Raw genomic sequence first — 12,497 nt, 5'->3', positions numbered from 1 at the left:
ATGACCGACCTCGTCCAGATCCTCTACCTCATCGCCGGCGTCCTCTTCATTCTGTCGCTGCAGGGGCTTTCGAGCCCGGCGACCTCGCGCCGCGGCAACGCCATGGGCATCGCGGGCATGACGCTCGCGATCCTGACCACCCTGTTCGTCTCGCCGCCCCACGGCCTCGGCGGCTGGGTCCTCGTGATCGCGGGCCTCGGCGTCGGCGGCGCGATCGGCGCGGTGACCGCGAAGCGCATCGCCATGACCGCGATGCCGCAGCTCGTGGCGGCGTTCCACTCGCTCGTCGGCCTCGCCGCCGTGCTGGTGGCGGCCGCCGCGCTTTATGCTCCTGACGCCTTCGGAATCGGCGCGCCCAACCAGATCCACGGCCAGTCGCTGGTGGAGATGGCGCTCGGCGTCGCGATCGGCGCGATCACCTTCACGGGCTCGCTGATCGCCTTCGCCAAGCTCGACGGACGCATGTCCGGCAAGCCGATCATGCTGCCCATGCGGCACCTGATCAACGGCGGCCTCGCCGCCCTGATCATCGTCCTGGCGATCATCTTCGTCATGACCGAGAGCCACTTCGTGTTCTGGCTCATCGTGCTGGCCTCGCTCGCCTTCGGCTTCCTGATCATCATCCCGATCGGCGGCGCGGACATGCCCGTCGTCGTCTCGATGCTGAACAGCTACTCCGGCTGGGCCGCGGCCGGCATCGGCTTCACGCTCGGCAACCTCGCGCTGATCATCACCGGCGCGCTGGTGGGCTCTAGCGGAGCGATCCTGTCCTACATCATGTGCAAGGGCATGAACCGGAGCTTCATCTCCGTCATCCTCGGCGGCTTCGGCGGCGATGCCGCGGTCGGCGGGGGAGCGGCCGGCGGGGCCGAACAGCGCCCCGTGAAGCAGGGCGCGGCCGAGGACGCCGCCTACATCATGAAGAACGCGTCCAAGGTCATCATCGTGCCGGGTTACGGCATGGCGGTGGCCCAGGCCCAGCACGCGCTGCGCGAGATGTGCGAAAAGCTCAAGGAGGAGGGCGTCGAGGTCAAGTACGCCATCCATCCCGTGGCGGGCCGCATGCCGGGCCACATGAACGTGCTGCTGGCGGAAGCCCAGGTGCCCTACGACGAGGTGTTCGAGCTTGACGAGATCAACTCGGAGTTCTCGGGCGCGGACGTCGCCTTCGTCATCGGCGCGAACGACGTCACCAACCCGGCGGCCAAGACCGACAAGACCTCGGCGATCTACGGCATGCCGATCCTCGACGTCGAGAAGGCCGGCACCGTGCTGTTCATCAAGCGCGGCATGGCGGCGGGCTACGCCGGCGTGGAGAACGAGCTGTTCTTCCGCGACAACACCATGATGCTGTTCGGCGACGCCAAGAAGATGACCGAGAGCATCGTCAAGAGCCTCTGAGCCGCGACGACGATACGACCACGTGGGAAGGCCGGGCCATGCGCCCGGCCTTTTCGTTTGTGCGACACTGTCGCCGACACCTCCGAAACGGCATGACGCCCCGATGATCACCGATCTCTCCCGCAGTCTCGTCCTCATCCGGCACGGACAGAGCGAGGACAACGAACAGGACCTGTTTTCGGGTCTTCGCGATCCCGCGCTCACCGCCCGCGGCGAGGACGAGGCGCGCGCCGCGGGGCGGGAGCTCGCGCGGCTGGGCTTCCGCTTCACGCACGCCTTCACCAGCGTGCTGAAACGCGCGGGCCACACGATGGAGCTGATCCTCGAAGAGCTCGGCCAGTCCGACCTGCCGGTGGTTCGGAATCCGGCGCTTAACGAGCGCGACTACGGGGCGCTCGCGGGCCTCAACAAGACCCAGGCGCGCGAGCGTTTCGGGCCTGAGCGGGTCAGGATCTGGCGCAAGTCCTACGACGCCGTTCCGCAAGGCGGGGAGAGCCTGGCCATGACGGCCGCGCGCGTCTGGCCGTTCTACGGGCGCGCGATCGCCCCGGCCGTCCGCGCCGGAGGCTGCGTGCTGCTGGTGGGCCACGGCAACGCGCTGCGCTCCATGCTCATGCGGCTCGACGGCATCGATCCGGAGACGATCGAGGACGTGAACATCGGGACCGCGCAGATCCTCGTCTACACGCTGGCCGAGGAGGGCGAGCGGCTGGTCAAGGCGGAGCTGCCGTCAGGCGATCGCGCTGGAGATCGGCCCGTCGTCTGACAGGACGCCGGCTGTCGCGGGTCTTGAGCGCTCGTCCTCACCGTCGGATGTGCGCCAGCGCCGTCTCCATCGCCGTCGGCGGCACGCGGATCGAGCCGGTGAACGGCGAGTCCATGTCGAGGATGAGAAACAAGGCGCTGGAGATCAGCGCGGCGCCGACCACCAGCGTGGTGATCACGACGGCGTTCGCCGGGGCGCGGTAGCTGAAGCTTGCGAAGATCAGCGTCAGCCACGCTGTCAGCACCGCGAGCAGCGGGGCCGGCACCGTCCCGTCCCAATGCTCGATCAGGGCCCAGCGCAGCTCGATGATCTTCTGGAAGCGCTGCCGCCATTCGATCTTCAACTCGGCGCGCTCGTCGTCGGCCGGGTGGAGATCGCGCAGCGCAGCGCCGACGTCGTCCAGCAGCTTCTCGGCCGCAACGTCCTCGACCACCGGCGCCTCGCCGGTTGTGGGCCAGGTGCCTTCGATGGCGCGGTCGACGTAGACGGCGAGCCTGGCGCGGGCCTCCGCCGTGTCCGGCCCATAGGCCCGCAGGGTACGGTCGAGCAGGATGAGCTCGGTCGCGAAGGCGTGGACGTTGTGGTCGATGGCGTCGAACGCCGTCTTCGACGAGTTGATGAGCAGGCCGAGCACCAGCGACGTCATCACCACGAAGATGTTCGCGGTGAGCCGCACCACGTTGTGCGTCTCCTCGTTCCGGTGGCGTTCCGGCAGACGCGGGTGCAGGACGAGGCAGCCGAACGAGGCGAGGACGAGGCCAAGAAAGGTCGCCAAAGCGACGAGGTGCTCGATCATTTGCTACGCCACGTTGCTGAGCCGCGCTGGCGGACCCCTTGTCACAGTCACGCTAGCAGCGGCGCGACGTCTCGACATCCCCTTCGACCGCTTCTAACCTCGCGTCATTCCGAGGGGCGTCCCGCTGCGATGCGGGGCTGAGATGGCCAGAGGCCGATCCCTTTGAACCTGATCCGGGTCATGCCGGCGAAGGGACGGGAACCGATAAGCCAAGGGGCGTCCGCGCCTGAGGCTCTCCCTGACAGTTCGTCAGAATCCGGATCTCCCAACGAGAAACGCTCGAGGAGATTCCCCATGAACGTGCACATCCCCCCGAAAGACGCGAAAGCCGCGCCGACCAGCGTCACCACCGGGCCAATCTTCGGCTCGCGCAAGGTCTACGCCGCGCCGAAATCGCATCCCGAGCTCCGGGTCCCGTTCCGCGAGATCGGCTTGAGCGATCCGAACGAGCCGCCGGTGCGGGTCTACGATCCGTCCGGCCCCTACACCGAGACCGACGTCGCGGTCGATCTCGCCGCCGGCCTGCCGCCGGCGCGCGAACGCTGGATCGCCGCCCGCGGCTACCCTGTTGTGGCCGGCCGCGCGGTGAAGCCCGAAGACAACGGCAACGTCTCCGCCGACCGGCTGGTGGCGCCCTGTCCCGCGACGCGCGCAATCCGCGAGGCGTCCGCCGGGCAGTTGGTCACCCAGTACGAGTTCGCGAAGGCCGGGATCGTCACGGAGGAGATGGTCTACGTCGCCTTCCGCGAGAACCTCGCACGCGAGCAGGAGCTGGAGGGCGCGGACCTGCGGCGGGGGGACGGCGAGGATTTCGGCGCGGAGATTCCGGCCTTCGTGACGCCGGAGTTCGTGCGTTCCGAGATCGCGCGGGGCAGGGCGATCATCCCCGCCAACATCAACCACGTCGAACTGGAGCCGATGGCGATCGGCCGGAACTTCCTGGTCAAGGTCAACGCCAACATCGGCAACTCCGCGGTCACCTCGGGCGCGGCCGAGGAGGTGGAGAAGCTGGTCTGGGCGATCCGCTGGGGCGCGGACACGGTGATGGACCTCTCCACCGGCCGCAACATCCACAACATCCGCTCCTGGATCCTGCGCAACGCGCCGGTGCCAATCGGCACGGTGCCGATCTACCAGGCGCTGGAGAAGGTCGACGGCGACCCGCTGAAGCTCGACTGGGAGGTGTTCAAGGACACGCTGATCGAGCAGGCGGAGCAGGGCGTCGACTACTTCACCATCCACGCTGGCGTGCGCCTCGCACATGTGCCGCTGACGGCGGATCGCGTGACCGGCATCGTCTCCCGCGGAGGATCGATCATGGCGCGCTGGTGCCTGGCCGGGCACCGCGAGAGCTTCCTCTACGAGCGCTTCGGCGACATCTGCGACATCATGCGGAAGTACGACGTGTCGTTCTCGCTCGGCGACGGCCTGCGGCCGGGCTCGATCGCCGACGCCAACGACGCCGCCCAGTTCGCGGAGTTGGAGACGCTGGGCGAGCTCACGCAGATCGCGTGGGGCAAGGGCTGCCAGGTCATGATCGAGGGCCCCGGCCATGTGCCGATGCACAAGATCAAGGCCAACATGGACAAGCAGCTCAAGGTCTGCGGCGAGGCGCCGTTCTACACGCTCGGACCGCTCACCACCGACATCGCGCCGGGTTACGACCACATCACCTCCGGGATCGGCGCCGCGATGATCGGCTGGTTCGGCACGGCCATGCTCTGCTACGTCACGCCGAAGGAGCATCTGGGGCTTCCGAACCGCGACGACGTCAAGACCGGCGTCATCACCTACCGGATCGCGGCCCACGCGGCGGACCTCGCCAAGGGCCACCCCGCGGCGAAGATCCGGGACGACGCGGTCTCCCGCGCGCGGTTCGACTTCCGCTGGGACGACCAGTTCAACCTCTCGCTCGACCCGGACACCGCGCGCGCCTTCCACGACGAGACCTTGCCCAAGGACGCGCACAAGGTGGCGCACTTCTGCTCGATGTGCGGGCCGAAATTCTGCTCGATGAAGATCACGCAGGACCTGCGCGCGGAGGTGAGGGCGCAGAACGTCACGTTCGAGGCGGAGGCCGGGATGAAGGCCAAGTCCGAGGAGTTCCTGGCCCAGGGCGGCGCGCTTTACGTGACGGCGTCCCCGGACGCCTGACTTTCCTGAGGGGAAAGCTTTTCGCCTGACGCATAGCCGGCGCCTGCCTGCCGAGGGGCTCGCCCTCTGGCGCGCAGGCGCCGTCATCCTGCAGGATGAGGGATGGTCTTCGCGAGCTTTTTCCGGTCGTCAGGCTTGGACTTTGCTCTCCACGAGCCGTCGCCTTCTGTGTGCGGGAGCATCCTTATGGAGTCGTTGCTTGCTGGCATCCTGAAACGCATCGTCAGTCACGGCCGACTGACAGTCGTCATGGCTTCGGGCGCGCGCCACGTCTTCGGCGACGGCTCCGGCCCGCCGATCGGCCTCCGCTTCGCCGACCGCCGAGCGCAGTGGGCCTTCGTGCTCGATCCCTATCTGAAGATGGGCGAGCTCTTCATGGAGGGCCGGCTGCTCGTCGAACAGGGCGACATCTACCAGGCGCTGGATCTGCTGCTGGGCGAGCTCAGGGGCAAGCCCGAGCCGCTCCCGGCGCGGCTGCTGCACAAGCTGCGGTTCGCGCTCCGCTGCTTCGCGCAGCGCAACGGCCTGACGCGCTCCCGCCGCAACGTGGCGCATCACTACGACCTCGACGGCCGGCTCTACGACCTGTTCCTCGACCACGACCGCCAGTACTCCTGCGCCTACTACGACCGCGAGGATCTGACGCTCGAGGAGGCGCAGGCGGCCAAGCGCCGCCATATCGCCGCGAAGCTCGCTCTGCGGGGCGGGGAGCGCGTGCTCGACATCGGTTCGGGCTGGGGCGGGCTCGGGCTCTATCTCGCGGGCGTCGCCGGCGCGCGCGAGGTTCTGGGCGTCACACTGTCGGAGGAGCAGCTCGCGCTCGCCCGCAGGCGGGCGGCGCAGGGCGGGCTGGCCGACCGGGTGACTTTCGAGCTGCGCGACTACCGCACGCTGGACGGCGCCTTCGACCGCATCGTCTCGGTCGGCATGTTCGAGCACGTCGGCGTGACGCAGTACCGGACCTTCTTCGAGAAGGCGCGCGACCTGCTCGCCCCGGACGGCGTGATGCTGCTCCACACCATCGGTCTCTCGGACGGCCCGTGGTTCACCAACCCCTGGATCGACAAATACATCTTCCCCGGCGGCGCGCTGCCGGCGCTGTCGGAGATGCTGCCGCTGATAGAGAAGGCGGGGCTGGTCGTCACCGACGTCGAGGTGCTCCGGCTGCACTACGCCTTCACGCTGCGCGACTGGCGCGCGCGGTTCCTCGCCCGGCGCGAGGAGGCGGCTCGGCTCTACGACGAGCGCTTCTGCCGGATGTGGGAGTTCTATCTCGCAGCCAGCGAGGCCGCGTTCCGCCACCAGGGCGCGGTGGTGTTCCAGCTGCAGCTCGCCCGGCGGCAGGACGCGGTCCCGCTCACGCGCGGCTACATCGAGATGGCGGAGGCCGCGCTCGAACGGAAGGAACGCTGCGGCGGCCTCGCGGCCGCCGCAGAGTGAGCCGCGCTCAGCGTTCGGAGTAGGTGACGCCGGCCTGGCCGCCGACGCGGCGGAAGCCCTCGGTGGCGCGCTTGTCGTTGCGGTCGATCTGCAGCGCCTGGGCGAAGGAGGCGCGGGCGCGGGGCAGGTCGTTCTTGCGCTCGAAGGCCAGCGCGCGGCCGATCCAGGCGTCGATGTACTTGGGGTTCAGCGTGCGCGCGGTGTCGAAATCGTCGAGCGCCGCGTCCGGGTCGTTGGTCGCGAGATAGCTCATGCCGCGACCGACGTAAGGCTCGGCGGCGGTCACCGCAATCGCCGTCGCCTTGGTGAAGTCGTCGATCGCGCCGTCGTGGTTGCCCTGCGCCTGATGGATCAGGCCACGGTTGTGCCAGGCCTGGGCGTTGTTCGGATCGAGTTCGATTGCGCGCTGGAAGTCGCCGAGCGCCTGCTCCATGCGGCCGGAGGAGCGGTAGAGGTTGCCGCGGCCGACATAGGCCGGGCTGTAGTTCGGATCGGCCTGAATCGCGCGGTCGTAGTCGGCCAGCGCCTCGCCGGTCTTGTTCAGCGAGCGGTAGGCCAGCGCGCGGTTGGCGTAGGCCTTGGCGAAGCCGGGGTTGATACGGACGGCCTGGCTGAAGTCGCCGATGGCGTTGTCGTACTGGGCGAGGCGGGCGTAAGCCGAGCCGCGCATGTTCCAGGCTTCGGGGTCGCTCGGGTTCTGCTGTACGACTTGGCTGAGCGAGCCGAGGTCGGACTGGCGAGCCGCATAGGCGTCCGGATCGAGCGACGCGCCCGAGCCCACCGTATCGCAGGCGGCAAGCGACAGAGCGAGCAGGCTCGCCGCCCCCGCGCGAAGAAGAAAGCCCGACTCGACCCGAAGCCGCATACCCCACCACCTTACCGCTGGACGCCCTGACGCTCGCCAATCACAGGCGGATTGCGGCGAGATTGCGGAGCGTACGCCGCAGTGTCGCCGCTTGTGGCCGAGTGTTGCGGCCAAAGCGCAAAAACGCCCGCCGGTCTTGGATCCCGCGGGCGTTTCACGCTCATTCCGTTGATCAGCGCGCCCTCATCAGGCGCACGGGATCACCGAATCACTTCTTCTTCATCGGCAGCAGGCCTTCACGCTGAGCGCGCTTGCGGGCCAGCTTGCGGCCGCGGCGCACGGCCTCGGCCTTTTCGCGCGCCTTCTTCTCGGAAGGCTTCTCGTAATGTCCGCGGAGCTTCATTTCACGGAAGATGCCTTCGCGCTGCATCTTCTTCTTCAGGGCCTTGAGGGCCTGGTCGACATTGTTGTCGCGAACGAGAACCTGCACGTCGTGCCTCGGGTAGCGTTTGTCTCAGGGCGGATCGCCCTGCCAGCGACAGAGCGTGAACTAAAAAACAAAAAGACGTCGCGCGCCTTGGGCGCACACGTCTCATCACCGAAAGATGCTTAGCAGAGGGCTTGACCCTTGTCCATGCGTGCGAAGTCCCTACGCGCGCGAGGTTTCGGCGGCCTCACGTGACGCGGGTGACATGGCCCATCTTTCGGCCGGGCTTGGGCTCGCCCTTGCCGTAGAGGTGCACGGCGACGCCGGGCTCGGCGAGCAGCTCGCGCCAGCCGTTCGCCTCCGCGCCGAGCAGGTTCGTCATGACCACCGCGCCGCGGGTGCGGGTCGAGCCCAGCGGCCAGCCGGCGATGGCGCGCACGTGCTGCTCGAACTGGCTGGTCTCGGCGCCCTCGATCGTCCAGTGGCCGGAGTTGTGCACCCGCGGGGCGATCTCGTTGACGATCACCTTCTCGCCGGTGGGCCCGTCGACCAGGAACATCTCGACCGCGAACACACCGACGTAGGCGAAGGCGTCGGCGATCTTGCGGGCGATCGCGACCGCCGCGGCCGCCGTCTCCGGCTTGATCGCGGCCGGCACGTGCGAGGTGCGCAGGATGTGGTTCTCGTGCCGGTTCTCGACCACGTCGTAGGCGGCGAAGTCGCCGTCGCGGCCGCGCGCGGCGATCACCGAGACCTCGGCGCGGAACGGCACGAAGGCTTCGAGAATGGCGGGCTGGCCGTTCATCATGCCGAGCGCGGCGTCGAGGCCGAGCCCCTCGCGCACCAGCACCTGGCCCTTGCCGTCGTAGCCGAAGCGGCGCGTCTTCAGCACCGCCGGGCGGCTTATCGCGCCGACCGCCGCCGCAAGGCTCGCGCGGTCGTCGACCGCCGCGAAGGCCGGCGTCGGCAGGCCGAGGTCGCGCAGGAAGCTCTTCTCGCTCAGGCGGTCCTGGGTCGTCGCCAAGGCGTGGGCGTCGGGAAACAGCGGGCGGTGGGCGGAGACGAGCCGCGCGGTCTCCGCCGGAACGTTCTCGAACTCATAGGTGACGACGTCGACGCTCTCCGCGAACAGCGCGAGCGCGGTCTCGTCGTCGTAGGCCGCGATCGTGCGCTCGGCGGCGACGTCGAACGCCGGGCTCTGCGGATCGGGCGAGTAGACGTGGACCTTCAGGCCGAGCGGGGCGGCGGCGAGCGCGATCATGCGCCCTAGCTGGCCGCCGCCGAGGATGCCGATCGTTCCGCCGGGGCTGAGGGGCGCGCTCGTCATGGTCAGCTGTCTCCGACGGGGATCTCTGCGACGTTGTCCGTCTGGGCGGCGCGCCAGGCGTCGAGCCGCTGCGCGAGTCCGGGATCGTTGAGCGCGAGCACGGAGACGGCGAGCAGGGCCGCGTTGATCGCGCCGGCGCGGCCGATCGCTACCGTGCCCACGGGGACCCCGGCCGGCATCTGGACGATCGAGAGCAGGCTGTCGAGGCCCGACAGCGTGTGCGACTGGACGGGCACGCCGAACACCGGCAGCGGCGTCATGGAGGCGACCATGCCGGGCAAGTGGGCCGCGCCGCCGGCGCCTGCGATCACCACCTTGAATCCGTCCTCCCGCGCGCTCTTGGCGAAGGCGACGAGCCGGTCGGGCGTCCGATGCGCCGAGACGATCCGCGCGACATGGGCGACGCCGAGCTGCGTCAGCGTGTTGGCGGCGTGGACCAGGGTCGTCCAGTCGGACTGGCTGCCCATGACGATCGCGACAGGCGCGGGCTCGGCGCGGCGTTCCGCGACCATCTCGAAGGCTCCAGGTCAGTGGGAGGAACGGCGACGATAGGCGCCGGCCGGGACGGGCGCAAGCGCGCCGTCAGGCGATGATGTCGGGCGTCAGCTGATCGTGCAGGAAGGACATGCGGTCCTTCAGGCCCAACTTGCGCTTCTTGAGGCGCTGGACCTGCAGCCGATCGCCCGCGCCGACGCGCTCCAGCGCCTCGATCGCGGTGTCGAGGTCGCGATGCTCTTCGCGCAGGCGGGCGAGTTCCTCCCGGGCCGCCTGTTCCTCGGCCCGCTCCTCGTCGTCCCGTCTCGCCATGTCATCCTGTCCGCCTCGACGCCACGCTCATGCGCGGCGGAGTATCGCCGCGGCCCCTGCGGGCGGCAAGGGCGCGGGGCCGGTCGCGCATCTGTGATGCCCCGGCAGCCCCTCTGACCGTTCGACAGACGAAAAGTCTCGTGACATGCTGATGACGTCAAACCAGACGAGGGAGACGTTATTAATGTCCATCGAGTCGCATCTGGTCCAGCTTGAGAAGAAGCATCGCGCTATCGAGCGTGAAATTGAACTTGAGCTGACCCATCCGAATATGGATGAGGTCAAGGTTTCTGCGCTGAAGCGCAAAAAACTCCGCATTAAAGACGAGATGATCAAGCTGACAGGTCCGCAGCTTACGCTGCACTGAGGCCGTCAGAGCTGTTTTTTTAGTGCCGATGAAGCGCCGCCGATCGAAAAGGTCGGCGGCGTTTTTATGTGTGCATCATTTCAGACACACCCTTGCGCCGCAGCTTTCCAGCCTCTTGCGCGCCGAATCGACTACGGGTAAACGCTTAGCCTCGGATTTGGCCGCGAGAACGGAGGAGCCTGCATGACAGCGATCATCGCATTCGTGTCCTCCGGCCGGTCGCGCCGCCGCTAGGCCCGACCCGCGCGCGGTCCGCCGCCCGCGTCCGCCGACATTTTCCCATCGTCGTTAATCCTTCGTTCCGCGCGCCCCCCGCGTCCGCGAGGTCGACCCGCGACCCGCGACCACGCCTGGCGCAGCCTTATCTGGAGCTGGCCGTCGCCTTGGCGCGGCTGGAAGCCGTCATGTCTCATCCCCGCACTTCGCTCCGCGACGCGCCGTTCGCGAAGGTCGTCCGTTTCGTCTTCAGTCACTGGGCGCGGCAGCCCGCGCGCGTCGCGCTGGTCGCGGGCGCCATGGCCGCGGCGACCCTCGCCGACGTGGCGATCCCCCTGTTCGCCGGCCAGCTGGTGGACGCTTTCGCCGCCGCCGACCGCGACGCGGCCCTGCCGGGCGCGCTTTGGGCCTTCGCCGCCATCGTCGGCCTCTCCGGCGCCATCGCGCTCGCCCGCTGCGTCGCCTTCATGACCGTGATCCCGATGACCCAGGCGATCATGAAGGACGCCGCGGCCGAGGCCTTCGCCCGGGTGCAGCGGCTGTCGACCGATTGGCACGCGAACAGCTTCGCGGGCTCGACCGTGCGCAAGATCACGCGCGGCATCTGGGCGGTCGACCAGTTCGACGACCTCGTTCTGATCGCGCTGACGCCGTCGTTGCTCGTGCTGGTGGGCGCGACGGCGATCCTCGCCGCGCACTGGCCGCTCATGGGCCTCGTCACCTTCATCGGCGCGGTCGCCTATGTGGCGACGACCGTCGCGATCTCGCTGCTGTGGGTCGCGCCGGCCGCGCGCCTGTCCAACGCCTGGGACACGCGGCTCGGCGGCGTGCTGGCGGACGCCGTCACCTGCAACGGGGTCGTCAAGGCCTTCGGCGCCGAGGCGCGGGAGGAGGGCCGGCTCGCCAAGGTGATGGAGAAGTGGAGCCGGCGCACCACCCGCACCTGGCGGCGCGGCACCTGGAACGGCGTGGTGCAGAACCTCATCCTGATGGCCCTGCGCGCCGCGACGCTTGGCGTCGCGCTGTGGCTGTGGTGGAGCGGCCAGGCGAGCGCCGGCGACGCCGCTTTCGTGCTCACCATGTTCGCGGTGATCCACGGTTATCTGCGGGATGTCGGGATGCATGTCGCCGACCTGCAGCGGTCGGTGAACGACCTGCAGGAGCTCGTCGAACTGCACGACGTTCCGATCGGCGTCGAGGACCTGCCGGACGCCCGGCCCATCGTCATCGGCGAAGGACGCATCGCGTTCGAGAGCGTCGCCTTCCACTACGCCGGCCACGACACGCCGCTCTACCGCGACTTCTCGGTGGTGATCCGCGGCGGCGAGCGCGTCGGTCTCGTGGGGCGGTCGGGCTCGGGCAAGACCACCTTCGTCAAGCTGGTGCAGCGCCTCTACGACGCGACCGGAGGCCGGGTGACGATCGACGGCCAGGACGTGACGCACGCCACCCAGACCTCGCTTCGCGCGCAGATCGCGATCGTGCCGCAGGAGCCCGTCCTGTTCCACCGCTCGCTGTCGGAGAACATCGCCTACGCCCGGCCGAGCGCGAGCCTGGCCGAGATCGAGCGCGCCGCAGCGCTCGCCAACGCCGACGGCTTCATCGCCCGCCTGCCGAAGGGCTACGCCACCCTCGTCGGCGAGCGGGGCGTGAAGCTCTCGGGCGGCGAGCGCCAGCGGATCGCGCTCGCGCGCGCCTTCCTCGCGGACGCGCCGGTGCTGATCCTGGACGAGGCCACCTCGAGCCTCGACTCTGAATCGGAGGCCGCGATCCAGGAGGCGATCGAACGGCTGATGGTCGGCCGCACCACGATCGTGGTCGCGCACCGGCTGTCCACCGTGCGCGCGATGGACCGCATCCTGGTGTTCGAGCGCGGTCGGGTGGTGGAGCAGGGCGACCACGCGGCGCTCGTGGCGCGGCCGGAGGGCGTCTACCGTCGGCTGTTCGAGCGGCAGTCGTCGGATCTCGTGGAGGGCGCGGTGACGTAAGAA

The 12,497-nt window shown here is 68.8% G+C and carries 11 protein-coding genes, 1 pseudogene and 1 riboswitch; of the genes and pseudogenes, 6 read left to right on the top strand and 6 right to left on the bottom strand.

The genetic code is table 11. The annotated features are described in order from the left end of the window. Together JOD31_RS04905 and JOD31_RS04900 are read left to right on the top strand one after the other, a co-directional pair. Complete coding sequence (locus JOD31_RS04905) at nucleotides 1–1,401, top strand: NAD(P)(+) transhydrogenase (Re/Si-specific) subunit beta (RefSeq protein ID WP_204949145.1); 1,401 nt, start codon at nucleotides 1–3, stop codon at nucleotides 1,399–1,401. A gap of 106 nt (nucleotides 1,402–1,507) precedes the next feature. Further along, entirely contained in the window at nucleotides 1,508–2,167 is a 660-nt protein-coding gene (locus tag JOD31_RS04900; RefSeq protein ID WP_428980898.1) for a 2,3-bisphosphoglycerate-dependent phosphoglycerate mutase, read from the top strand. A gap of 37 nt (nucleotides 2,168–2,204) precedes the next feature. Here the strand turns inward: JOD31_RS04900 and JOD31_RS04895 are convergent, their stop codons facing one another. Then, complete coding sequence (locus JOD31_RS04895; protein ID WP_204949143.1) at nucleotides 2,205–2,963, bottom strand: bestrophin-like domain; 759 nt, start codon at nucleotides 2,961–2,963, stop codon at nucleotides 2,205–2,207. 102 nt (nucleotides 2,964–3,065) lie between these two features. After that, nucleotides 3,066–3,175: riboswitch (TPP riboswitch) on the top strand. 82 nt (nucleotides 3,176–3,257) lie between these two features. Between JOD31_RS04895 and thiC the strand changes: the two genes are divergently transcribed. Both thiC and JOD31_RS04885 read left to right on the top strand, forming a co-directional pair. Further along, nucleotides 3,258–5,117 carry a phosphomethylpyrimidine synthase ThiC gene (gene thiC, locus JOD31_RS04890; RefSeq protein WP_210341300.1) on the top strand — a complete coding sequence of 620 codons (1,860 nt, stop codon included), beginning with the start codon at nucleotides 3,258–3,260 and terminating at the stop codon, nucleotides 5,115–5,117. Nucleotides 5,118–5,303: 186 nt separating this feature from the next. After that, a complete protein-coding gene (locus tag JOD31_RS04885) occupies nucleotides 5,304–6,557 on the top strand; it encodes a cyclopropane fatty acid synthase (RefSeq protein WP_204949142.1) in 1,254 nt (417 codons plus the stop codon). Between the two features lie 7 nt (nucleotides 6,558–6,564). Here JOD31_RS04885 and JOD31_RS04880 read toward each other — a convergent pair whose 3' ends face one another. From JOD31_RS04880 to JOD31_RS04860, 5 genes and pseudogenes are all read right to left on the bottom strand, one after another. Next, complete coding sequence (locus JOD31_RS04880; protein ID WP_204949141.1) at nucleotides 6,565–7,422, bottom strand: tetratricopeptide repeat protein; 858 nt, start codon at nucleotides 7,420–7,422, stop codon at nucleotides 6,565–6,567. Between the two features lie 211 nt (nucleotides 7,423–7,633). After that, a pseudogene (gene rpsU, locus JOD31_RS04875) lies at nucleotides 7,634–7,852 on the bottom strand (30S ribosomal protein S21); the annotation flags it as partial. A 184-nt stretch (nucleotides 7,853–8,036) separates the two neighbouring features. Continuing rightward, complete coding sequence (locus JOD31_RS04870) at nucleotides 8,037–9,116, bottom strand: 5-(carboxyamino)imidazole ribonucleotide synthase (RefSeq protein ID WP_204949140.1); 1,080 nt, start codon at nucleotides 9,114–9,116, stop codon at nucleotides 8,037–8,039. 2 nt (nucleotides 9,117–9,118) lie between these two features. Further along, on the bottom strand, nucleotides 9,119–9,628 hold the full coding sequence (purE, locus tag JOD31_RS04865) for a 5-(carboxyamino)imidazole ribonucleotide mutase (RefSeq protein WP_204949139.1): 510 nt from the start codon (nucleotides 9,626–9,628) through the stop codon (nucleotides 9,119–9,121). 70 nt (nucleotides 9,629–9,698) lie between these two features. Further along, a complete protein-coding gene (locus tag JOD31_RS04860) occupies nucleotides 9,699–9,923 on the bottom strand; it encodes a YdcH family protein (protein WP_204949138.1) in 225 nt (74 codons plus the stop codon). 184 nt (nucleotides 9,924–10,107) lie between these two features. Between JOD31_RS04860 and JOD31_RS04855 the strand changes: the two genes are divergently transcribed. Continuing rightward, entirely contained in the window at nucleotides 10,108–10,290 is a 183-nt protein-coding gene (locus JOD31_RS04855; protein ID WP_024816232.1) for a YdcH family protein, read from the top strand. A gap of 404 nt (nucleotides 10,291–10,694) precedes the next feature. Continuing rightward, the gene (locus JOD31_RS04850; RefSeq protein WP_204949137.1) at nucleotides 10,695–12,494 is read left to right on the top strand and encodes an ABC transporter ATP-binding protein; all 1,800 of its coding nucleotides are present in this window, start codon (nucleotides 10,695–10,697) and stop codon (nucleotides 12,492–12,494) included. Nucleotides 12,495–12,497: the final 3 nt, after the last annotated feature.

Origin of the sequence: Methylopila capsulata (assembly GCF_016907975.1) — a bacterium.
GTDB lineage: Bacteria > Pseudomonadota > Alphaproteobacteria > Rhizobiales > Methylopilaceae > Methylopila > Methylopila capsulata.
The sequence above is the reverse complement of the archived record's forward strand: the minus strand, read 5'-3'. Positions and strand labels throughout refer to the sequence as shown.

Bases quoted from the DNA above. Each gene is read 5' to 3' on its own strand.
- JOD31_RS04870 (WP_204949140.1), bottom strand. From the start codon at position 9,116: ATGACGAGCGCGCCCCTCAGCCCCGGCGGAACGATCGGCATCCTCGGC.
- JOD31_RS04860 (WP_204949138.1), bottom strand. From the start codon at position 9,923: ATGGCGAGACGGGACGACGAGGAGCGGGCCGAGGAACAGGCGGCCCGG.
- JOD31_RS04850 (WP_204949137.1), top strand. From the start codon at position 10,695: ATGTCTCATCCCCGCACTTCGCTCCGCGACGCGCCGTTCGCGAAGGTC.
- JOD31_RS04880 (WP_204949141.1), bottom strand. From the start codon at position 7,422: ATGCGGCTTCGGGTCGAGTCGGGCTTTCTTCTTCGCGCGGGGGCGGCG.
- purE (WP_204949139.1), bottom strand. From the start codon at position 9,628: ATGGTCGCGGAACGCCGCGCCGAGCCCGCGCCTGTCGCGATCGTCATG.
- JOD31_RS04855 (WP_024816232.1), top strand. From the start codon at position 10,108: ATGTCCATCGAGTCGCATCTGGTCCAGCTTGAGAAGAAGCATCGCGCT.
- JOD31_RS04885 (WP_204949142.1), top strand. From the start codon at position 5,304: ATGGAGTCGTTGCTTGCTGGCATCCTGAAACGCATCGTCAGTCACGGC.
- JOD31_RS04905 (WP_204949145.1), top strand. From the start codon at position 1: ATGACCGACCTCGTCCAGATCCTCTACCTCATCGCCGGCGTCCTCTTC.
- thiC (WP_210341300.1), top strand. From the start codon at position 3,258: ATGAACGTGCACATCCCCCCGAAAGACGCGAAAGCCGCGCCGACCAGC.
- JOD31_RS04895 (WP_204949143.1), bottom strand. From the start codon at position 2,963: ATGATCGAGCACCTCGTCGCTTTGGCGACCTTTCTTGGCCTCGTCCTC.